Here is a 19,461-nt window from a genome sequence, read left to right as displayed (position 1 = left end):
TCACGCATACAGGATCGCCTGTACGCGCCAGTTATCAGGCTGCTGGTCTTCGTACATGGTAATAATGCGGTACCATGACGCACCTTGTTCATCAGCCTTTAACGCCACGATACGTTCCACGTCCTGCGGATCCCCTGAAATATTGCTAACTGAGATCTGACCTATTTCATTCAGGCCTGTCACGCAGTCAGCACTGGCGAATTCTGCAGACTGTGCCGTGGCGCTCGCAGGATAAGTCACTAATTGCAGCGAGGGTGAGGCAAGGAATTGTTTCATCGTCAGCTCCATTTTTCGTTTCCCCACATGTTGCAGGGCATTCCATCGCGGTAATAAACGCCCAGGCTTCCAGCCGGTAATTTATTGTGCACAGGTAAACGCATAGGGACGCAAAGCAATGTAAAGCTGACTATGTAAGTTGTCTGATTTATTTACGGTACAAAATGGCTTGTGAATACCACTGTCCTGTGACGATGGTTTCGTCCACCATGACGACAACGTAATAATCAGCTTTTGCAGCGACAGCTTTCGCTCTGATTTCTGCTAATGCGTCATCCGGAGAACCCCGAACCATCGTGCTTACGCTACCTATTCGCTGTAACCCTTGCGTCTGGTCGCGGCGAATCTCTTGCGGATGGTCGGTTACTGGCGGTGCTGGCTGTGGCGTACCTTGCAGTGCGCTACAGGCACTTAACATCAACACCAATAATAAACTGGCAAACCGGTAAATAACGCTATTACGTTTCCTGCTAACCATAGTGTAGTGCCTTATTAATTTAACTTTGGGGGAATGTTCCCGAATTGTTACCTGGTACGCGATTTTCGAATGAAAACGTGATGAAAGCGTAACCCACTTCTCAACATTATGAACTAATACCGCCAGCAGAAACTTGTGCTAAGGATTTCTTCATGTCATACCAGACAAAAAGGAGAGACAGATGATTGAAATAGAATCACGCGAGCTGGCAGATATTCCCGTTCTTCATGCTTATCCTGTCGGGCAAAAAGATACCCCGTTACCGTGCGCGATTTTTTATCACGGCTTTACTTCGTCCAGTCTGGTGTATAGCTATTTTGCCGTTGCGCTGGCGCAGGCTGGTTTGCGGGTGATCATGCCGGATGCGCCCGATCACGGTAGTCGTTTTAGTGGCGACGCAGCGCGGCGGTTAAATCAATTCTGGCAAATCTTGCTACAAAGTATGCAGGAATTCACTACTTTACGTGCGGCAATAGCCGAAGAAAACTGGCTGCTTGATGACCGTCTGGCAGTCGGTGGCGCGTCGATGGGCGCGATGACGGCACTGGGAATTACCGCTCGCCACCCCACGGTGAAATGTACCGCCAGCATGATGGGATCGGGCTATTTTACATCGCTCGCCCGTTCACTGTTTCCACCGCTGATATCTGAAACGGCAGCACAGCAGAATGAATTCAATAACATTGTCGCGCCGCTGGCAGAGTGGGAAGCGACAAACCACCTGGAACAACTTGGTGACAGACCTCTACTGCTGTGGCATGGCCTTGACGATGACGTCGTGCCTGCCGACGAATCACTACGTTTGCAGCAGGCCTTAAGCGAGACGGGACGGGATAAACTGCTAACCTGTTCATGGCAGCCAGGCGTGCGTCACCGCATTACGCCTGAGGCGTTAGATGCTGCCGTGACATTTTTCCGCCAGCATCTTTAAACACGCAGAATGCTGACCCCTTGCGCTTCCAGTTGTTGCAGGATTTCCGGGTTAGCATTTTTGCCGGTGATCAGCATATCGATTTGATCGGCACGGCTAAAAAGCATTCCCGCGCGTTCGCCGATCTTACTGCTATCAACCAGTACCACCAGTTTCCCTACCACGCTTAGCATCTTCTGCTCTGCCATTGCCGTCAGCATATCGGTTTTATACAACCCTTCTGCTGTCAGCCCTTTGCCGCTGGTAAACATCCAGTGCCCGGCATAGAGACTGTTTTCGCTGCCTTGCGGGCTTAAAGTGATGGACTGACTTTTGTTGTACTGTCCGCCCATAATGATCACGCTGTCATGCTCCTGATCGATCAGGTAATTTGCCAGCGGTAGATAATTAGTGATGATTTGCACTGGCTTGCCACACATTTCCCGCCCAAGCAGAAACGCGGTGGAGCCGCAGTTGATGACTACGCTTTCGCCCGGATTAACCAGCTGCGAGGCCGCTTTAGCAATACGTACTTTTTCATCGTGATTCTGCGCTTGATGCAGATTCATCGGCGTCCAGCGCGGGCGCTGTTGGGTAATAGCTTCTGCGCCATTGCGCACTTTTTTCAGTTTGCCGCTTTCGTCAAGTTTATTGATATCGCGTCGTGCAGTGGCAGGCGAAATTCCCAGACGCTCAACGACTTTCTCAACGGTCACAAAGCCCAATTGTGCGAGCATTTCCAGGAGGATTTGATGTCTTTGTGCTTCAGTCATGAGCTATTCCGATAAAATTTGATTTTTTTAGATGATATTTGAAATAGCCAGGAAATACTATGCCGGATAGCGCGAGCATCTCCACGCTATCCGGTACAAGCGACAGATTACAGGAACGACTTGAACGGCAGATCTGGTTCAATAGTGAAGCAATCATCGAAACCACGCGGATAGTGGTACTCGAAGTTGTCTTTATCCAGCGGCCAGGTAAATTTGCCGCCGACCTGCCAGATAAACGGCTTGAAGCCATACTTCAGGCGATCTTTTTTCATCTCCCACAGCACGCGGATCTCTTGCGGATCGGCCTGGAAGTTTGACCAGATATCGTGGTGGAACGGGATCACTACTTTAGCATTCAGCGCTTCGCCCATACGCAAGATATCAGCACTGGTCATTTTGTCGGTAATACCGCGTGGGTTTTCGCCGTATGAACCTAAAGCCACGTCGATCTGATGCTCGTTGCCATGTTTTGCATAGTAGTTAGAGTAGTGGGAATCGCCGCTGTGATACAGAGAACCGCCCGGTGTTTTGAACAGATAGTTTACTGCGCGATCGTCCATGCCGTCTGGCAGCACGCCAGCCGCTTTTTGATCCGCTGGTAGGGTGATCAGTGCAGTACGATCGAACGCGTCAAGGGCATGAATTTCAATGTCTTTCACTTTTACCACATCGCCTGGTTTGACCACGATGCAACGCTCTTTCGGTACTCCCCAGCCAATCCATAAATCCACGCAGGTTTTCGGTCCGATAAACGGTACGTCATCAGCACAGTTCTGCATCACGGCAGCAGCGACGTTGACGTCGATATGATCGTTGTGATCGTGAGTTGCCAGTACCGCGTCGATCTGGCGAATCGCAAACGGATCAAGAACAAACGGGGTGGTGCGCAGGTTTGGCTGCAGTTTTTTCACGCCAGCCATGCGCTGCATCTGGTGACCCTGTTTCATGAACGGGTTACCGTGACTTTGTTTGCCAGTACCGCACCAGAAATCAACGCAAACGTTGGTGCCACCTTCCGATTTCAACCAGATCCCGGTACAGCCGAGCCACCACATTGCGAAAGTGCCAGGGGCGACCTGCTCTTGCTCAATTTCTTCATTCAGCCAGCTACCCCACTCCGGGAAAGTGCTCAGGATCCAGGACTCACGGGTGATACTTTTCACTTTACTCATCGCCATTTACCTTCGTGATAGTTCAATTCGAATCAATATGTGATTGGTTTTGATTAATCCTGACACTATTTTTTCAGGAAGGCAATGACCATTTTTTGACTTTTTAGCAGGAGAGTTATTGTGGATTTTGAGTGTGGAAAGATTAAATTGAATGTGTAATGCAATTAACTAAATGAATTTAAATGAATAAATATTTCATTATGTGAATCCCATTCTGTTTATATGGAATTATTTGCGTGCGACGTCACATTTAATCATAAATAATCTTGTTGTGATTACTTTTGAAAATTAGAGTGAGAGCACAACATTCCGGGTGTACGAAATACCCGGTTACCTCTTCTTCAGGAGATCGTTATGGAGATCCTCTACAACATCTTTACCGTGTTTTTTAACCAGGTCATGACCAATGCCCCGTTGTTGCTGGGTATTGTGACCTGTCTGGGTTACATCCTACTGCGCAAAAGTGTCAGCGTTATTATTAAAGGTACGATTAAAACCATAATTGGTTTCATGTTGTTGCAGGCAGGGTCCGGCATCCTGACCAGCACCTTCAAACCGGTGGTGGCGAAAATGTCCGAAGTCTACGGCATTAACGGCGCAATTTCCGATACTTACGCGTCGATGATGGCAACCATTGAACGCATGGGCGATGCCTATAGCTGGGTGGGTTACGCGGTGTTGTTAGCGCTGGCGCTGAACATCTGTTACGTGCTGCTGCGTCGCATTACCGGTATTCGTACCATCATGCTGACTGGTCACATCATGTTCCAGCAGGCGGGGCTGATTGCCGTTACGCTGTTTATCTTCGGCTACTCCATGTGGACGACCATTATCTGCACCGCGATTCTGGTTTCGCTCTACTGGGGCATTACCTCCAACATGATGTACAAGCCGACACAGGAAGTCACCGACGGCTGTGGTTTCTCCATTGGTCACCAGCAGCAGTTCGCATCATGGATTGCTTATAAAGTCGCACCGTTCCTCGGCAAAAAAGAGGAAAGCGTTGAAGACCTCAAACTGCCTGGCTGGCTGAATATTTTCCACGACAACATCGTCTCCACGGCGATTGTCATGACTATCTTCTTTGGTGCCATTCTGCTCTCCTTTGGTATCGACACCGTACAAGCGATGGCGGGTAAAGTGAACTGGACGGTCTACATCCTGCAAACCGGTTTCTCCTTCGCGGTAGCGATTTTCATCATCACTCAGGGCGTGCGCATGTTTGTGGCGGAACTCTCTGAAGCATTCAACGGTATCTCCCAGCGCCTGATCCCGGGTGCGGTTCTGGCGATTGACTGTGCGGCTATTTATAGCTTCGCGCCGAACGCCGTGGTCTGGGGTTTTATGTGGGGCACCATCGGGCAACTGATTGCGGTTGGCATCCTGGTCGCCTGTGGCTCTTCAATCCTGATTATTCCAGGCTTTATCCCGATGTTCTTCTCCAACGCCACTATCGGCGTGTTCGCTAACCACTTCGGCGGCTGGCGCGCGGCGCTGAAGATTTGCCTGGTGATGGGGATGATCGAAATCTTTGGTTGCGTCTGGGCGGTGAAACTCACCGGTATGAGCGCCTGGATGGGCATGGCGGACTGGTCGATTCTGGCACCGCCGATGATGCAGGGCTTCTTCTCCATCGGTATCGCCTTTATGGCTGTCATCATTGTAATTGCACTGGCTTATATGTTCTTCGCTGGCCGCGCACTGCGCGCAGAAGAAGATGCAGAAAAACAACTGGCAGAACAGTCTGCTTAATAAGGAGTTTTGATTATGACCGTACGTATTCTGGCTGTGTGTGGCAACGGACAAGGCAGTTCCATGATCATGAAAATGAAAGTGGACCAGTTTTTAACCCAGTCGAACATTGACCACACGGTAAACAGCTGCGCGGTTGGCGAATACAAAAGCGAGTTGAGCGGCGCGGATATCATCATCGCTTCTACCCATATTGCGGGCGAAATCACTGTGACCGGCAACAAATATGTGGTTGGCGTGCGCAATATGCTCTCTCCTGCCGACTTTGGCCCGAAATTGCTGGAAGTGATCAAAGAGCATTTTCCGCAGGACGTGAAGTAAGGACGCGCCATGAAATTACGTGATTCGCTGGCGGAGAATAAATCCATCCGCCTGCAGGCTGAAGCTGAGACATGGCAGGACGCAGTAAAAATCGGCGTTGACCTGCTGGTGGCGGCGGATGTTGTCGAGCCGCGTTACTACCAGGCGATTCTGGATGCGGTTGAACAGCACGGTCCGTACTTTGTGCTCGCACCCGGCCTGGCAATGCCGCACGGTCGCCCGGAAGAGGGCGTTAAGAAAACCGGTTTTGCGCTGGTGACGCTGAAAAAGCCGCTGGAGTTCAACCACGAAGATAACGATCCGGTGGATATCCTCATCACCATGGCGGCGGTCGATGCCAACACTCACCAGGAAGTGGGCATCATGCAGATCGTCAATCTGTTTGAAGATGAAGAGAATTTCGACCGTTTACGTGCCTGCCGTACCGAGCAGGAAGTACTGGATCTCATTGACCGCACCAACGCGGCAGCTTAAGAAGGAATTGAAAATGTCATTACCGATGTTGCAGGTCGCGCTGGACAACCAGACTATGGATAGCGCCTATGAAACCACTCGCCTGATTGCCGAAGAAGTCGACATTATCGAAGTGGGTACCATTCTGTGCGTGGGCGAAGGCGTGCGTGCGGTTCGCGATCTGAAAGCGCTTTACCCGCACAAAATCGTACTGGCAGACGCCAAAATTGCCGATGCGGGCAAAATCCTTTCTCGTATGTGCTTCGAAGCTAACGCTGACTGGGTGACCGTGATTTGCTGTGCGGATATCAACACAGCTAAAGGTGCGCTGGACGTGGCAAAAGAGTTTAACGGCGACGTGCAGATCGAACTGACCGGTTACTGGACCTGGGAACAGGCGCAACAGTGGCGCGACGCAGGCATTGGGCAGGTGGTTTATCACCGCAGCCGTGACGCACAGGCCGCAGGTGTGGCGTGGGGCGAAGCGGACATTACCGCGATCAAACGTCTTTCCGATATGGGCTTCAAAGTCACCGTCACCGGTGGTCTGGCGCTGGAAGATCTGCCGTTGTTTAAAGGCATTCCGATTCATGTGTTTATCGCTGGTCGCAGCATTCGTGATGCCGCTTCTCCGGTGGAGGCCGCACGTCAGTTCAAACGTTCCATCGCTGAACTGTGGGGCTAAGGAGCGGATATGTTGTCCAAACAAATCCCGCTTGGCATCTATGAAAAAGCGCTCCCCGCCGGGGAGTGCTGGCTGGAACGGCTGCAACTGGCAAAAACGTTAGGCTTCGATTTTGTCGAGATTTCGGTAGATGAAACGGACGATCGCCTGTCGCGCCTCGACTGGAGCCGCGAGCAGCGTCTGGCGCTGGTGAACGCGATTGTTGAAACCGGCGTGCGCGTGCCGTCCATGTGCCTTTCTGCTCATCGTCGTTTCCCGCTGGGCAGCGAAGATGACGCAGTGCGGGCGCAGGGGCTGGAGATTATGCGCAAAGCTATCCAGTTCGCCCAGGATGTCGGTATTCGCGTGATCCAACTGGCGGGCTACGACGTTTACTATCAGGAAGCCAATAACGAAACGCGTCGTCGTTTCCGTGACGGCCTGAAAGAGAGCGTTGAGATGGCAAGCCGCGCGCAGGTGACGCTGGCGATGGAGATCATGGATTACCCGTTGATGAACTCCATCAGCAAGGCGCTGGGTTACGCGCACTATCTTAACAACCCGTGGTTCCAGCTCTACCCGGATATCGGCAACTTGTCGGCGTGGGACAACGACGTGCAGATGGAGTTGCAGGCCGGGATCGGGCATATCGTCGCGGTGCATGTGAAAGACACCAAACCAGGCGTCTTCAAAAACGTCCCGTTTGGCGAAGGTGTAGTGGATTTCGAACGTTGCTTCGAAACGCTCAAACAGAGTGGTTATTGCGGGCCGTACCTGATTGAGATGTGGAGCGAAACGGCGGAAGACCCGGCGGCAGAAGTGGCGAAAGCGCGTGATTGGGTGAAAGCGCGCATGGCCAAAGCCGGCATGGTGGAGGCGGCATAATGCAAAAGCTAAAACAGCAGGTATTTGAAGCCAATATGGATCTGCCGCGCTACGGGCTGGTGACCTTTACCTGGGGCAACGTCAGCGCCATTGACCGCGAACGCGGGCTGGTGGTGATCAAGCCCAGCGGCGTTGCCTACGAAACCATGAAAGCAGACGATATGGTGGTGGTTGATATGAGCGGCAAGGTGGTGGAAGGGGAGTATCGTCCGTCTTCCGACACCGCGACGCATCTTGAACTCTACCGCCGTTATCCGTCGCTTGGCGGCATTGTCCATACCCATTCCACGCATGCCACCGCATGGGCGCAGGCGGGGCTGGCTATCCCGGCATTAGGCACCACGCACGCTGACTACTTCTTTGGCGATATCCCCTGTACGCGCGGGTTAAGCGAAGAAGAAGTGCAGGGGGAATACGAGCTAAACACTGGCAAAGTGATTATCGAAACGCTGGGTGACGCCGAGCCGCTGCATACGCCGGGAATTGTGGTGTATCAGCACGGGCCATTCGCCTGGGGGAAAGATGCTCACGATGCGGTGCATAACGCGGTGGTGATGGAAGAAGTGGCGAAAATGGCGTGGATTGCCCGCGGCATTAACCCGCAACTGAATCACATCGACAGCTATCTCATGAATAAACACTTCATGCGTAAGCACGGTCCCAACGCCTATTACGGGCAGAAGTAAAACACGCGCTGCGGAGATTTCCTTCTTCGGGAGATAACTGGTCTAAGTCCGCAGCCGTTTTTCAAAAAAAGCCCCCTGAAAAGGGGGCAAAGCAAACTATGGCAATGTTTCGTTGGTTATACCTGGTGCTAGCGATAAATATCCGCGCTGGCGTGCATATTGCCGTTACTCCCCGGTTCCCGCATCAGAATCACGTGGTAGTACGTTGCGCCCTGCGCATCTGTCTCTTCATTTAATGCCTGACGCGCTTCGCTTTCAGTGGCGAAATTATGATTGATATAAATCACGCCTAAGCTTTGCACATCGTCCATATTTCTGGCCTGGTGGTTATTAATTTCAATGGCTGCCCATGTATTTGCACTTAGCAAAAGCACAGCCAGAATGGCTAAAACACGGCTGAACATAGATACCTCCTCGACGGCTGACTTTGTGTGCTCTCCTCTTGTGGTGATCTTCTGATTTAATTTTAATCAATGATAAAGAAGTGGATGGTGACCATTTCTGATGCAGTTGTTCAAAAAAACACCATGATGAAGTGTGATGAACTTCAAATCAGCGTGTTAGTACGATTTGGTGAAGGATGAGATTTATTTGTCGGCTGGCCTTGAGTTTAGCGGGGTATGTCAGTACTATAACGCGTCATTTTTCAGCCGACCTTTAACACGTTCCTTGCCTCCCCGGGATTCGGCTGACCCAGACAGGAGGCTGAATAATCCGTAAGGAGCAATTCGATGCGTCATTACGAAATCGTTTTTATGGTCCATCCTGACCAGAGCGAACAGGTTCCGGGCATGATCGAGCGCTACACTGCTGCCATCACTGGTGCAGAAGGCAAGATCCACCGTCTGGAAGACTGGGGCCGCCGTCAGCTGGCTTACCCGATCAACAAACTGCACAAAGCACACTACGTTCTGATGAACGTTGAAGCTCCGCAGGAAGTGATCGATGAGCTGGAAACTACCTTCCGCTTCAACGATGCCGTTATCCGCAGCATGGTTATGCGTACCAAGCACGCTGTTACCGAAGCATCTCCGATGGTTAAAGCGAAAGACGAGCGCCGTGAGCGTCGCGATGATTTCGCAAACGAAACCGCTGATGATGCTGAAGCTGGGGATTCTGAAGAGTAATTTCTGATGACCAACCGTCTGGTGTTGTCCGGCACCGTGTGCAGGACTCCCCTTCGAAAGGTCAGTCCATCAGGAATTCCTCACTGCCAGTTCGTGCTTGAGCATCGTTCTGTGCAGGAGGAAGCCGGCTTTCACCGGCAGGCATGGTGCCAAATGCCCGTTATTGTTAGCGGACACGAAAACCAGGCCATTACTCACAGTATAACGGTCGGCAGTCGCATAACCGTTCAGGGGTTCATTTCATGCCATAAGGCAAAGAACGGACTGAGCAAAATGGTTTTGCATGCCGAGCAGATTGAATTGATAGATTCTGGAGACTAGCCATATGGCACGTTATTTCCGTCGTCGCAAGTTCTGCCGTTTCACCGCGGAAGGCGTTCAAGAGATCGACTATAAAGATATCGCTACGCTGAAAAACTACATCACCGAAAGCGGTAAGATTGTCCCAAGCCGTATCACCGGTACCCGTGCAAAATACCAGCGTCAGCTGGCTCGCGCTATCAAACGCGCTCGCTACCTGTCCCTGCTGCCGTACACTGATCGCCATCAGTAATCGGTCACGGTCCATTAATACGACTTTGAGAGGATAAGGTAATGCAAGTTATTCTGCTTGATAAAGTAGCAAACCTGGGTAGCCTGGGTGATCAGGTAAACGTTAAAGCGGGCTATGCTCGTAACTTCCTGGTACCGCAGGGTAAAGCTGTTCCAGCTACCAAGAAAAACATTGAATTCTTCGAAGCACGTCGCGCTGAACTGGAAGCTAAACTGGCTGAAGTTCTGGCAGCAGCTAATGCTCGCGCTGAGAAAATCAATGCACTGGAAACTGTTACCATCGCGTCTAAAGCTGGCGACGAAGGTAAACTGTTCGGTTCCATCGGTACTCGCGACATCGCTGACGCTGTAACTGCAGCTGGCGTTGAAGTGGCTAAGAGCGAAGTTCGTCTGCCGAACGGCGTTCTGCGTACCACTGGCGAACACGAAGTGAGCTTCCAGGTTCACAGCGAAGTATTCGCGAAAGTGATCGTAAACGTAGTAGCTGAATAATTCGTTATTCAACGAGACGTAAAAACGCCGACCAGTGGTCGGCGTTTTGCTTTTAAGTGATAAAAACCGCAGAAACAGACGTTCCCTCCATAAATCTCTTGCTATTCCTTTTATAAAAAGTTCGCAGTACCCATACCTGGCCCCCAGCCTCGCCGCTGGTAGTTCGTGTCATGTTTTTTACGCGTAAAACACGACAAAAGCATCAATACAGCGATCGTCTCACTTGTATGATAATAAAAACAATATGTTATATATGAATGTGCTGTTATTTTATTGTTTTTATATATAAAAAGATAAAATACCATCACTTTCGTAATCTTGAACGCTTTGCAGGTGCGTTCAATCCAATAAATGCTAATATTATGGCTATCATAGCCATAAAAAGATAAAATATTATCACTATGGGTAAAAAAACAGCACCGTTACTCCCTTATACGAATCAGATGCTTAGTGAATTTGGTGAGCGGCTGAAACTTGCTCGTTTACGACGCAGGCTTACCGCAAAGCAAGTTGCTGAACGTGCTGGGATGTCGCCAATAACATTGCGCTCTCTGGAGTCAGGAAGTGCAGGGGTCACGATAGGGGCATATTTGTCTGTGATGCAGGTTTTGGGCCTGGAAACGGATTTAAATAAGCTTGCAGCTGAAGACGACTTAGGGCGTCAGCTCCAGGATTCCCGTTTGATTAAAAAAAGAGGGCTTTCTCGTGCATCAAGTAAGAATGAAGAAGGTTCTCAGACAGCCTCATTGCAGATGAGGCACGAGAAAGAAGGTCATCTCACCACGGATTTAACAGCACTGGCAGAAGGCTCGACGCCATCTATTACAGGAGAAACATCAACCTCTCTTGCAGCACTATTAAAACCGATAAAAAAACCGTTAAAAGGAAATTAATTATGGCATTAATCGGAGTGTATGCGGATTGGGAAGGCCTGGATGGTCCGGAGCGGATTGGTTATTTACACAGTCGCCGCACTCGGACGCGTGAGATATTTGAGTTTGAGTACGATAAAAAGGCGCTTGCAGATCCTTCACTTAATTTCATTCAGTTAGATCCTGAAATAATGTTGTATGAGGGAGCACAGTACCCAATTCCTCCAAAGGATAAATTTGGTGCATTTAGTGATTCCTGCCCGGATCGTTGGGGGCGTATGCTAATGAAGCGTCGTTTTGAGAGGGATATTCGAGACGGGTTATGTGATAAAGACTCCCACCTTTATGAGTCTGATTATCTACTAGGTGTTCATGATCTTTATCGGGTTGGGGCTCTTCGATACAAACGTGAAGACGCTGGAGAGTTTCTTGATAATCGCATTGATGTTGCAGCCCCACCATTTACCGAAATAGCGAGTCTGGAAAGGGCTAGCCGGGCAATTGAAGAAGATCCTGATAATAAAGAGCTAATGGGGCAAAAATGGTTAAGAATGCTAATCGCTCCGGGGGGATCATTAGGGGGGGCACGTCCGAAAGCCAGTGTTGTTGATGAAGCTGGGCATCTCTACATCGCTAAATTTCCCAGTGTAAAAGATGAGTATGATGTTGGTGGATGGGAAATGGTCGTTAATGCACTTGCTGTTGGCTGTGGACTGAATGTTGCACCTGCTCAGGCGCATAAATTTGCCAGCAATTACCATTGTTTTATGGTTCGTCGTTTTGACCGCACTAATGCGGGAAGGCGTCTGCATTTTGCTTCGGCTATGACACTAACCAGGCATCAGGATGGTGAAGATGCCTCTACAGGTGTGAGTTATCTGGAATTAGCAGATGTTCTTATCAGACATGGAGCGCAGACTAATACTGACCTTAAGGAACTCTGGTCCAGGATTGTTTTTAATATTCTTGTTTCTAATACCGATGACCATTTACGTAATCATGGATATATCTTGATACCGGGAAAAGGTTGGCGGCTTTCTGAGGCATATGATTTGAATCCTGTTGCCAGGTCTGACGGTCTAAAACTCAATATTACAGAAATGATAATGCACTTGATTTGGAATTAGCTCGAGAAGTTGCGGAGTATTTTCGACTTGGTTTGACAGAAGCAGATGACATTATTGCTAATTTTAGAGGGATTGTCAGTCAGTGGCGAATCATTGCCGAGCGTCTTCGATTACCTGGTCGTGAGCAAGAGTTAATGGCAGAGGCATTCAGGGGGGCAATTTAGAATAGTTATTTTGATATCTAAATCATAAATTTGCGAAGCAATGCCAGTAGATACTGAACGTTTTGGAAGAGACGTTTAATTTATGAGAAAAATAGAAACGCTACAAAGCTAAATTATAGCGTTTCTATGTAAAATAATTAGCTTGTCGCTAACTGTACTTGTAGTTCTTCGTCTTTAACTTTGATAAGCATCCACAGCGCAATGGCGCCAATAATGTCAAAGAAAGCCAGGGCAATAAAGAACGGCGCGAAGCCGATAATGTGAACGAATGCCCCGATGAACAGGTTGAAAATCAACTGACCGCTCCACGCACAGGCTCCTGCCATACCCACTGCGGTAGCTACTTCGTCTTTTTTGAACAGATCGCCACCCAGAGTTGCTGCTACAGTAGAAAGGCATTGATGCGAGAACGCGCCAATACTAATCAGTAATACGGCAATGTAGGGATTTTCGACAATACTCACCAGGCCAATCGTCATCATAATGACGGCTGCAATAGTGAAGGTAATTCTTCGTGAGTTAATTAAACTCACGCCGCGATCGTGGAAGAACTTCGCGACAAAACCACTGGCTAAACAGCCGAGATCGCCCAGCAGGAAAGGCAGCCAGACGAACATGGCAATTTCTTTCAGGCTAAAATGCAGCGTTTCGACGAAGAAAATCGGCACCCAGAAGTTAATGGTTCCCCATGCCGGGTCTGCGAGAAAACGCGCGATGCCAATCCCCCAGAAATTACGTTGGCTGAGGATATGCTTGATTGACGTTTTTTCTTTCTTATCTGTTTTAAGATGCTGTTCTTGTCCTGATTCAATATAGTGGCGCTCTTCATCAGAAAGGCGTTTGGCATCTTTCGGATCTTTATAACAAAAGAACCAAAATAAAGCCGCGAGCAAAGCAAGGCTACCTGAAACAATAAACGCAAATTGCCAGCTATGAAACATAATGCACCAGGCAATCAACGGTGGAGCAAGCATCGCGCCGAGTGAGGTGCCCATATTGAAAACACCTGTCGCCACGCCACGCTCTTTTGCCGGGAACCATGTTGATGCGGTTTTTACACCCGCCGGAATTGCCGACGCTTCGCTGAAACCCATCAGGGCGCGCATAAATGCCAGACCAGACCACGTTCCGGTTAGTGCATGGCCCATTGTCGCCAGGCCCCAAATTGCGGCACATATCGCAAAACTTAACTTCAGACCCACGGTATCAATAAAGAAGCCCATTACCGGTTGCCCTAATGTATAGGCCAACTGGAATGCACTGACAATCCATGAATATTGTTCTTTGGTTATTCCGGTTGTCTCCATAATCGTTGGAGCCGCAATACCTAACGCCGTTCTGTCCAGATAATTGATTACAGTGATAAAGCATACGAGGGCAATCATATACCATCGATAATTCTTTATTTTATTCATTTTTAAACCTTTTAATTATATTAATAAACCCTGGTTGTTGGTATTTCCATGTAATAGGCAATAAAAATCAGGTACAGAGGAAATATTGGAAATTATTGTGTGTAAATGTCTCCCTTTAAAAAGTCTGGCCAGTTTTTTTCAAAGTAAATACCGTTAATACACGGTTGAATACGTAAAGACTTTACTTCGGTAATAAAAGAACCTTGCGAATATTGAATTGTTAATTTGTGATTTTTGTCTTCAGCGAGTTCAGAGCGAAAACGCCATTCTTCTTTTGCGCCGCGACGAGTTTGTGGTAGGCATTTGCCTTGTGGATCTATAACCATACGCGCCCCACGGCTACCACCACCAGCATCAATATAATGCGTTAATTGTGTTAATACCGCGGCAGAAGTCAGCGCCATATGCCGCCACATAAACAGCTCGGCAACTTCACCCACATGTTTGATTGCCAATCCATGCCGTTGCACAAATTCACTCAATAGCAGGGCATCACGAGTGGCGCGTCGGACTTTATCGGCATGACAAATAAATCCCGCATGGTCAGACATTCGTGCCTGAATTTTTTCCCTCACAACCGACAACGGCATCCCGGTTCCGTTATCGTGCGCCTGAGTAATGATCTCTCTTATAGAAGCCAGTGCCGGAGCTGCCAGCTGTGCTATATCTCCATCAATATTCCGCTTTTGCGTGCAACCAATAAAACGTGCCAGACGAACAGCAAAAACCTGCCCGGCATTCAATGCCGCACCGCCAGGTCGGGTGACGCCGTGTGTGCCAGCAACTTCCCCCACAGCAAAACAACCGGGCAGAGATGTTTGTCCCCAGATATCCACTTCAATGCCGCCATTCATATGCTGATTATTCATGGCAAACTGCAATGGCTGCGTGGTGAGATCGTAACCGTGCATCTTATACAGCGAGATAGACAGCGGATTCATTCGTTGCAGTCGTTCGATGGGCGATGGTGCCAGAGCGTCGTTATTTTCCAGATACGCGCGAACGTCGTCGTCCAGTCGATCTAATGAGAAGGGCAGGTCACCCGGCACCACTTCAGGATTGCGATTGAAATCCATAAACACCTGGCGACCATGTTGCTGCTCTTGCGCCACCGCCATATCTAACAAGCTGGAGCCAAAATCCATTACCCGCGTGGCGTGGAACGGCCACTGATAGCCTTTACGGAAAATGTTTGAAGCCAGCTCTTGGGTGGTGCGATAGTAATCCGCGAGGAAGTTATACTCGTTGCCCTCGGCATCCACGGAATAGATATACGGGATCACCTGCACATAGGTGCCGGACAAATTCCACGGAAACGTGCTGCGCGGTGTGCCGATACCAAACTGGCTTTCAGTCAGATTGGTTAGCGTCAGACCTTCCTCCAGCGCCAGCCCCAGCGAGCCGAAACATTTGTGTGGATACACACTGTCGCGATAAAGCTCGCTAGGCCCTCCTGTTGCCAGTACCACATTGGGCGCAGTCACAATTGCCAGCCCCCATGGGTTATGGGCGCGATGACCGGTCGCGAGGATTGCCCCCGCCACACGGTCTTCACCGTTTTCGTCACGCTGATGCAGCAGTTTAATCACTGTTGCACTGGTCAACATTGGGATAGCAAGACGCTGTACTTCTTCCAGCAGCACTTTCACCATTAACCTTGAGGTACGCGGCCCACACGAGGTTGCACGCCCGGCTTCGTCATGGTCGGTTTGATAACGAAGAATCGCGCCATAGCGATCTTCCGGTAATTCCAGACCAAGATATTGCAACCCGCCAAGAGTGTGCAGAGAACCTACCGCTTCGACATAAGCGGTGTCGTGATCCATCGCCCCACCGCTCGCCAGTGCCTCTGCCAGTTTGGCGAAGTTGTCGCCGTTGCCCGCGGTAGCGGCGGTAAACAGTGTTTGTTTATCAGAGCCAGAACATGCCGATGTCCCCATATATAACCCGGCGGTGGCGATTAACACATTTTGCTGGCGGCGTTTAAGTTCCACAGCTGCACGTAGCCCGGCTGCACCACTGCCGACTACCAGGGCATCTGTTTTCCAGAGTGGGTAATCAACACCGTCTACCGTGACAACCCATGCGGGTTCTGCCTGTGCAAAACCCTTTGGGAAAGTAACGTGTGTCAGTGCATCAAGGATGGCCTCATCAAGCTGACTCATGCATCCTCCATTGGCGTAAACAGGCTACTTTCCATCAGGCGTGGGTGCCTGATAATCGGACGGAAGGCCATATACGGCAGAATGTCGCGGTCAATCTCTACGCCAGGGGCGATCTCAATTAATTCAACGCCTTCTGCCGTTAACTGGAATACCGCACGTTCGGTGATATACAGCACTTCCTGACTGCTTTGCTGTGCGTATGCGGCGCTAAAAGTAATTTTTTCCACCTGGGTAACCAGTTTGGGGATTTGACCTGACTGGGCGATATGCAGGCCATCAGGCGTTACATCAATCTTGCTGCCTTTAGCGTCGAACGTACCGCAGAACACCACTTTACGGGCGTTTTGCGCAATTTCGAGGAAGCCGCCGGGGCCAATGAGATTGCCATTGAGATGGGATACGTTGACGTTACCGTACCGATCCATCTCTCCCATGCCGAGGAAGGTGATATCGATACCGCCGCCACTGTAGAATTCGAATTGATCGAGTGATGGAATAATGGCATCGGCGTTACGGGCGCAGCCGAACAGAGCATCATCCAGCATCATGCCGTTATGTACACCCTGTTCTACACTCAGCCACAAACTTTGATAAGGCACGCCTTCGCGCAGTGCAACCCCAGGAATACCGCCGGGAATACCAAAGCCAAAGTTGGTTGAAGCACCTGCCGCCAGTTCCCGCGCTGCCCGACGGGCAATCAGGCGACGCACCGGATGACTAACCAGTTCAATAGCGTCGTTAGAACTTAGACGGCGATGCTGACCGCTGATGGTCAGGTCGTAACCGCCAAGATAGGTTTGCGGTTGTTCGCGGTGTTCAACGATACCATCGACCAGAATCCCCGGTAGCTTGACCTTGCGAGGTTCAATGGCGCCAGCTTCCAGTACATCGCGCACCTGTACAAACACTTTGCCGCCACTGTTGTGTGCTGCCAGCGCCATCGAATAGCTATCCATATCAATCGCTTCTTCTTCGAGGCTAACGTTGCCACGCGGATCGGCATAGGTGCCGCGCAAAATCGCGTAGTCCACTTTGAAAGGGCGATAGCGGAGTTTGGTTTCACCGTCGATTTCAATCAGTTCTACCAGGTCGTCGGTCGTGCATTCATTCGACTTACCGCCACCATTGCGTGGATCAACAAACGATCCCAGCCCAACGTGGGTAAAAAGCCCCGGACGTCCGGCACCGATCTCCCGCAGCAGTGCCTGAATTACGCCACCAGGGAAACAGTAGGCTTCAATAGCATTGCTTTTCACCAGTTCCTGCATCTTGGGCGACCAGGTAAAATGTCCGGCAATAATGCGTTTGAGCATTTCGGCGTGAGCAAAACGGTTAGTGCCTTTGCTGTCGCGATCGCCAATACCCAGCGAGTGGATTAATGTCAGATCGCGCGGGTGTCCGGTTTGCAGAAAGCGCGCTTCAATGGCGGCCAGAATATGGTCAGCTTCCACCATGCCGCCGCCGTTGCCGCTAATGGCAATGGTTGCGCCGTCCTGAATTTGCGCCGCCAGTGTCTCGGCGGTTGATAACTTACGCATACAATTTCCTTATTGATTGTGGAAGCTCACGCCGGCTTTTTCGGCAAATGCGTGCGTCGCCTGTTGGCAATCCTGAGTGGCGGACATTAATCCAGCCAGTAACTGGTGGGAGTAATCGGCGTGTTTATTTTCCAGCGCCAGAATCAGTTGCTTAATATGTGCCAGTGCCACCGGACCACATTTTTCCAGCTGCGCTAACTGGTTCGCCATCCAGCTTTCCACCTGTTCTTTTTCTACCACTTCATCAATTAAATTCGCCACCTGAGCTTCCTGCGCCGTCAGGCGTTTACCCAGCATCAGCATCTGGCGACCGACCACCGGGCCAACCTGATTAAGCACGCGTTCAATGCCCATCCAGCCAGGCACCATGCCGAGCATCACTTCCGGGTTAGAGAATTTCGCGCCGGGGCGAGCGATACGAATATCGCAGCACAAGGCAAGTTCAATACCGCCACCGATGGTATGACCGTTGAGATTCGCAACGGTTAATTGGGGTAAGTTGCGCAGGCGATTAAAAACCTCGTTACCGCGTTTAATCCATTTTCTGCCCATATCTAATGGCGAATAGGCCGACCACGATTTAATATCGCCGCCCGCACAAAAGAATTTATCGCCGGTTGCCGTTAATTCGACTAATCGTAATGTGGTGTCGTTTTCAATTTCATTTAAATAATGGTCGAGAGATTCGATCATTTCTTCATTAATAGCATGACATTTATCTTCACGGTTCAATGTCAGGCGGCAAGAAGCCGCCGCTCTGCTGAACAGAACGGGTTGGTCACTCATGATTATTCCTTAACAATAATGTGCGATGCGATCGACGCTAATATCCAGCGTGCTGTTAATATCTTTCTGCCACCAGTACGGTGAGAATATTTCCAGTTCAATAGCGCCATTAAATCCGGCGTTTTCAACCAGCCGACGAATTGACGGAATATTGATGACACCATCTCCCGGCATTCCACGGTCATTGACCAGATCGGTGGTCGGCACTAACCAGTCGGAAACATGAAACGCGAGGATGCGTTTTCCGGCACGCAGGATCTGACTGGCGAGATCCGGGTCCCACCAGACATGGTAGACATCTACCGCCACGCCGAGGCCAAATTCGCCATCGGGATCGAGTTCATCACACCAGTCCAGCGCCTGACGTAACGTGCACAAACAGGAACGATCGGCTGCGGTCATCGGGTGTAGCGGCTCCAGCGCAATCGGCACGCCGACCTCTTTCGAATGTGGCAGTAACTGGCGAATCCCTTGTTTCACTTGTTCCCGCGCTTCATACAGATCTTTTGTTCCCATTGGCAGACCGCCAACCACCTGCATATAACAGGCGGCGTTCAGTACAGCGGCGTCGTCCAGCGCCCGGCGGTTATCGTCAATCGCCAGTTTGCGCTCCGCCAGCGTCGGTGCGGTGTAGTAGGTGCTACGGCACAAACCGGAAACGTTTATGTTACTGGCAGCAAGCTGGCGGGCGATTTGCTGGAGATCTTCACCCTGCAACTCCCTGCGCCAGGGGGCAATGGCGCCAATACCGCGTGCGGCGCAGGCATCAATAATGGCGGGCAGCGGCGTTTTATAGCCCAGTGTCGCGGTATTGATACTGAATAAATCCGGGCGTTGTAACAGATCTCTCATG

22 protein-coding genes and 1 pseudogene are annotated in these 19,461 nt (G+C 50.3%); 13 read left to right on the top strand and 10 right to left on the bottom strand.

The annotated features are described in order from the left end of the window. Nucleotides 1–276, bottom strand: coding sequence for a DUF1471 family protease activator YjfN (yjfN, locus tag ACJHWT_RS07505; RefSeq protein ID WP_001696457.1), 276 nt, complete (start codon nt 274–276; stop codon nt 1–3). 148 nt (nt 277–424) lie between these two features. After that, nucleotides 425–754: a biofilm peroxide resistance protein BsmA gene (gene bsmA / locus ACJHWT_RS07500; RefSeq protein ID WP_000254636.1), complete on the bottom strand. Its 330-nt coding sequence runs from the start codon at nt 752–754 to the stop codon at nt 425–427. Between the two features lie 181 nt (nt 755–935). Between bsmA and yjfP the strand changes: the two genes are divergently transcribed. Beyond that, nucleotides 936–1,685 (top strand): esterase, encoded by a 750-nt coding sequence (gene yjfP, locus ACJHWT_RS07495; RefSeq protein WP_000569686.1) that lies wholly within the window; start codon nt 936–938, stop codon nt 1,683–1,685. Here yjfP and ulaR read toward each other — a convergent pair. Beyond that, entirely contained in the window at nt 1,682–2,437 is a 756-nt protein-coding gene (ulaR, locus tag ACJHWT_RS07490; protein ID WP_000133631.1) for an HTH-type transcriptional regulator UlaR, read from the bottom strand. The genes yjfP and ulaR overlap by 4 nt on opposite strands. A 107-nt stretch (nt 2,438–2,544) precedes the next feature. Next, nucleotides 2,545–3,609: an L-ascorbate 6-phosphate lactonase gene (gene ulaG, locus ACJHWT_RS07485; protein WP_001317584.1), complete on the bottom strand. Its 1,065-nt coding sequence runs from the start codon at nt 3,607–3,609 to the stop codon at nt 2,545–2,547. Between the two features lie 354 nt (nt 3,610–3,963). Here ulaG and ulaA point away from each other — a divergent pair, with 354 nt between their 5' ends. The 6 genes from ulaA to ulaF are packed head-to-tail and all read left to right on the top strand — an operon-like array spanning nt 3,964 to nt 8,370. Then, nucleotides 3,964–5,361 (top strand): PTS ascorbate transporter subunit IIC, encoded by a 1,398-nt coding sequence (gene ulaA, locus ACJHWT_RS07480; protein WP_000404886.1) that lies wholly within the window; start codon nt 3,964–3,966, stop codon nt 5,359–5,361. A 15-nt stretch (nt 5,362–5,376) separates the two neighbouring features. Continuing rightward, the gene (ulaB, locus tag ACJHWT_RS07475) at nt 5,377–5,682 is read left to right on the top strand and encodes a PTS ascorbate transporter subunit IIB (protein WP_000218362.1); all 306 of its coding nucleotides are present in this window, start codon (nt 5,377–5,379) and stop codon (nt 5,680–5,682) included. A gap of 9 nt (nt 5,683–5,691) precedes the next feature. Further along, entirely contained in the window at nt 5,692–6,156 is a 465-nt protein-coding gene (ulaC, locus tag ACJHWT_RS07470) for a PTS ascorbate transporter subunit IIA (RefSeq protein WP_000776505.1), read from the top strand. Between the two features lie 13 nt (nt 6,157–6,169). Further along, nucleotides 6,170–6,820 carry a 3-keto-L-gulonate-6-phosphate decarboxylase UlaD gene (gene ulaD / locus ACJHWT_RS07465; RefSeq protein ID WP_000056749.1) on the top strand — a complete coding sequence of 217 codons (651 nt, stop codon included), beginning with the start codon at nt 6,170–6,172 and terminating at the stop codon, nt 6,818–6,820. 9 nt (nt 6,821–6,829) lie between these two features. Further along, nucleotides 6,830–7,684, top strand: a complete 855-nt coding sequence (gene ulaE / locus ACJHWT_RS07460) for an L-ribulose-5-phosphate 3-epimerase UlaE (RefSeq protein WP_000949490.1) — start codon at nt 6,830–6,832, stop codon at nt 7,682–7,684. Then, the gene (ulaF, locus tag ACJHWT_RS07455; RefSeq protein WP_001170804.1) at nt 7,684–8,370 is read left to right on the top strand and encodes an L-ribulose-5-phosphate 4-epimerase UlaF; all 687 of its coding nucleotides are present in this window, start codon (nt 7,684–7,686) and stop codon (nt 8,368–8,370) included. The genes ulaE and ulaF overlap by 1 nt, the downstream gene beginning before the upstream one ends. A gap of 128 nt (nt 8,371–8,498) precedes the next feature. On the opposite strand, the gene yjfY is transcribed toward ulaF, so the two are convergent. Next, the gene (yjfY, locus tag ACJHWT_RS07450; protein WP_065203309.1) at nt 8,499–8,774 is read right to left on the bottom strand and encodes a DUF1471 family protein YjfY; all 276 of its coding nucleotides are present in this window, start codon (nt 8,772–8,774) and stop codon (nt 8,499–8,501) included. A 327-nt stretch (nt 8,775–9,101) separates the two neighbouring features. Between yjfY and rpsF the strand changes: the two genes are divergently transcribed. The 6 genes and pseudogenes from rpsF (at nt 9,102) to ACJHWT_RS07420 (ending at nt 12,704) form a co-directional block, all read left to right on the top strand. Continuing rightward, the gene (gene rpsF / locus ACJHWT_RS07445) at nt 9,102–9,497 is read left to right on the top strand and encodes a 30S ribosomal protein S6 (protein ID WP_001216676.1); all 396 of its coding nucleotides are present in this window, start codon (nt 9,102–9,104) and stop codon (nt 9,495–9,497) included. Nucleotides 9,498–9,503: 6 nt separating this feature from the next. Continuing rightward, a complete protein-coding gene (gene priB / locus ACJHWT_RS07440) occupies nt 9,504–9,818 on the top strand; it encodes a primosomal replication protein N (RefSeq protein WP_001296681.1) in 315 nt (104 codons plus the stop codon). Between the two features lie 4 nt (nt 9,819–9,822). After that, a complete protein-coding gene (gene rpsR / locus ACJHWT_RS07435) occupies nt 9,823–10,050 on the top strand; it encodes a 30S ribosomal protein S18 (RefSeq protein WP_000135199.1) in 228 nt (75 codons plus the stop codon). A gap of 41 nt (nt 10,051–10,091) precedes the next feature. After that, the gene (gene rplI, locus ACJHWT_RS07430) at nt 10,092–10,541 is read left to right on the top strand and encodes a 50S ribosomal protein L9 (RefSeq protein WP_001196062.1); all 450 of its coding nucleotides are present in this window, start codon (nt 10,092–10,094) and stop codon (nt 10,539–10,541) included. A 401-nt stretch (nt 10,542–10,942) separates the two neighbouring features. Continuing rightward, nucleotides 10,943–11,434, top strand: a complete 492-nt coding sequence (locus ACJHWT_RS07425; RefSeq protein WP_000516891.1) for a helix-turn-helix domain-containing protein — start codon at nt 10,943–10,945, stop codon at nt 11,432–11,434. A gap of 2 nt (nt 11,435–11,436) precedes the next feature. Then, nucleotides 11,437–12,704, top strand: a pseudogene (locus tag ACJHWT_RS07420) (type II toxin-antitoxin system HipA family toxin). 137 nt (nt 12,705–12,841) lie between these two features. Here ACJHWT_RS07420 and ACJHWT_RS07415 read toward each other — a convergent pair. From ACJHWT_RS07415 to ACJHWT_RS07395, 5 genes are all read right to left on the bottom strand, one after another. Next, the gene (locus ACJHWT_RS07415) at nt 12,842–14,119 is read right to left on the bottom strand and encodes an MFS transporter (RefSeq protein WP_001033622.1); all 1,278 of its coding nucleotides are present in this window, start codon (nt 14,117–14,119) and stop codon (nt 12,842–12,844) included. 92 nt (nt 14,120–14,211) lie between these two features. Continuing rightward, nucleotides 14,212–16,284 carry an FAD-binding protein gene (locus ACJHWT_RS07410; protein ID WP_065203308.1) on the bottom strand — a complete coding sequence of 691 codons (2,073 nt, stop codon included), beginning with the start codon at nt 16,282–16,284 and terminating at the stop codon, nt 14,212–14,214. Next, complete coding sequence (locus ACJHWT_RS07405; RefSeq protein ID WP_001228949.1) at nt 16,281–17,822, bottom strand: acyl CoA:acetate/3-ketoacid CoA transferase; 1,542 nt, start codon at nt 17,820–17,822, stop codon at nt 16,281–16,283. The genes ACJHWT_RS07410 and ACJHWT_RS07405 overlap by 4 nt, the downstream gene beginning before the upstream one ends. A gap of 9 nt (nt 17,823–17,831) precedes the next feature. Continuing rightward, entirely contained in the window at nt 17,832–18,608 is a 777-nt protein-coding gene (locus ACJHWT_RS07400) for an enoyl-CoA hydratase/isomerase family protein (RefSeq protein ID WP_001283557.1), read from the bottom strand. 9 nt (nt 18,609–18,617) lie between these two features. After that, nucleotides 18,618–19,460, bottom strand: coding sequence for a sugar phosphate isomerase/epimerase family protein (locus ACJHWT_RS07395; RefSeq protein WP_001205231.1), 843 nt, complete (start codon nt 19,458–19,460; stop codon nt 18,618–18,620). Between the last annotated feature and the right edge of the window lies 1 nt (nt 19,461).

The organism is Escherichia sp. WS338 (genome assembly GCF_046486405.1).
GTDB classification, from domain to species: domain Bacteria; phylum Pseudomonadota; class Gammaproteobacteria; order Enterobacterales; family Enterobacteriaceae; genus Escherichia; species Escherichia coli.
Note: the sequence above shows the minus strand (reverse complement) of the source record. Positions and strands in the feature narration are given on the sequence as shown.

Excerpts from the sequence above, each read along its gene's own strand:
- ulaA (WP_000404886.1), top strand. The coding sequence starts at position 3,964 with ATGGAGATCCTCTACAACATCTTTACCGTGTTTTTTAACCAGGTCATG.
- priB (WP_001296681.1), top strand. The coding sequence starts at position 9,504 with ATGACCAACCGTCTGGTGTTGTCCGGCACCGTGTGCAGGACTCCCCTT.
- ACJHWT_RS07415 (WP_001033622.1), bottom strand. The coding sequence starts at position 14,119 with ATGAATAAAATAAAGAATTATCGATGGTATATGATTGCCCTCGTATGC.
- ulaE (WP_000949490.1), top strand. The coding sequence starts at position 6,830 with ATGTTGTCCAAACAAATCCCGCTTGGCATCTATGAAAAAGCGCTCCCC.
- rpsR (WP_000135199.1), top strand. The coding sequence starts at position 9,823 with ATGGCACGTTATTTCCGTCGTCGCAAGTTCTGCCGTTTCACCGCGGAA.
- yjfN (WP_001696457.1), bottom strand. The coding sequence starts at position 276 with ATGAAACAATTCCTTGCCTCACCCTCGCTGCAATTAGTGACTTATCCT.
- bsmA (WP_000254636.1), bottom strand. The coding sequence starts at position 754 with ATGGTTAGCAGGAAACGTAATAGCGTTATTTACCGGTTTGCCAGTTTA.
- ACJHWT_RS07405 (WP_001228949.1), bottom strand. The coding sequence starts at position 17,822 with ATGCGTAAGTTATCAACCGCCGAGACACTGGCGGCGCAAATTCAGGAC.
- ulaG (WP_001317584.1), bottom strand. The coding sequence starts at position 3,609 with ATGAGTAAAGTGAAAAGTATCACCCGTGAGTCCTGGATCCTGAGCACT.
- yjfY (WP_065203309.1), bottom strand. The coding sequence starts at position 8,774 with ATGTTCAGCCGTGTTTTAGCCATTCTGGCTGTGCTTTTGCTAAGTGCA.
- ACJHWT_RS07395 (WP_001205231.1), bottom strand. The coding sequence starts at position 19,460 with ATGAGAGATCTGTTACAACGCCCGGATTTATTCAGTATCAATACCGCG.
- ulaC (WP_000776505.1), top strand. The coding sequence starts at position 5,692 with ATGAAATTACGTGATTCGCTGGCGGAGAATAAATCCATCCGCCTGCAG.
- ulaR (WP_000133631.1), bottom strand. The coding sequence starts at position 2,437 with ATGACTGAAGCACAAAGACATCAAATCCTCCTGGAAATGCTCGCACAA.
- ACJHWT_RS07410 (WP_065203308.1), bottom strand. The coding sequence starts at position 16,284 with ATGAGTCAGCTTGATGAGGCCATCCTTGATGCACTGACACACGTTACT.
- rpsF (WP_001216676.1), top strand. The coding sequence starts at position 9,102 with ATGCGTCATTACGAAATCGTTTTTATGGTCCATCCTGACCAGAGCGAA.
- yjfP (WP_000569686.1), top strand. The coding sequence starts at position 936 with ATGATTGAAATAGAATCACGCGAGCTGGCAGATATTCCCGTTCTTCAT.
- rplI (WP_001196062.1), top strand. The coding sequence starts at position 10,092 with ATGCAAGTTATTCTGCTTGATAAAGTAGCAAACCTGGGTAGCCTGGGT.
- ACJHWT_RS07425 (WP_000516891.1), top strand. The coding sequence starts at position 10,943 with ATGGGTAAAAAAACAGCACCGTTACTCCCTTATACGAATCAGATGCTT.
- ulaB (WP_000218362.1), top strand. The coding sequence starts at position 5,377 with ATGACCGTACGTATTCTGGCTGTGTGTGGCAACGGACAAGGCAGTTCC.
- ulaF (WP_001170804.1), top strand. The coding sequence starts at position 7,684 with ATGCAAAAGCTAAAACAGCAGGTATTTGAAGCCAATATGGATCTGCCG.
- ACJHWT_RS07400 (WP_001283557.1), bottom strand. The coding sequence starts at position 18,608 with ATGAGTGACCAACCCGTTCTGTTCAGCAGAGCGGCGGCTTCTTGCCGC.
- ulaD (WP_000056749.1), top strand. The coding sequence starts at position 6,170 with ATGTCATTACCGATGTTGCAGGTCGCGCTGGACAACCAGACTATGGAT.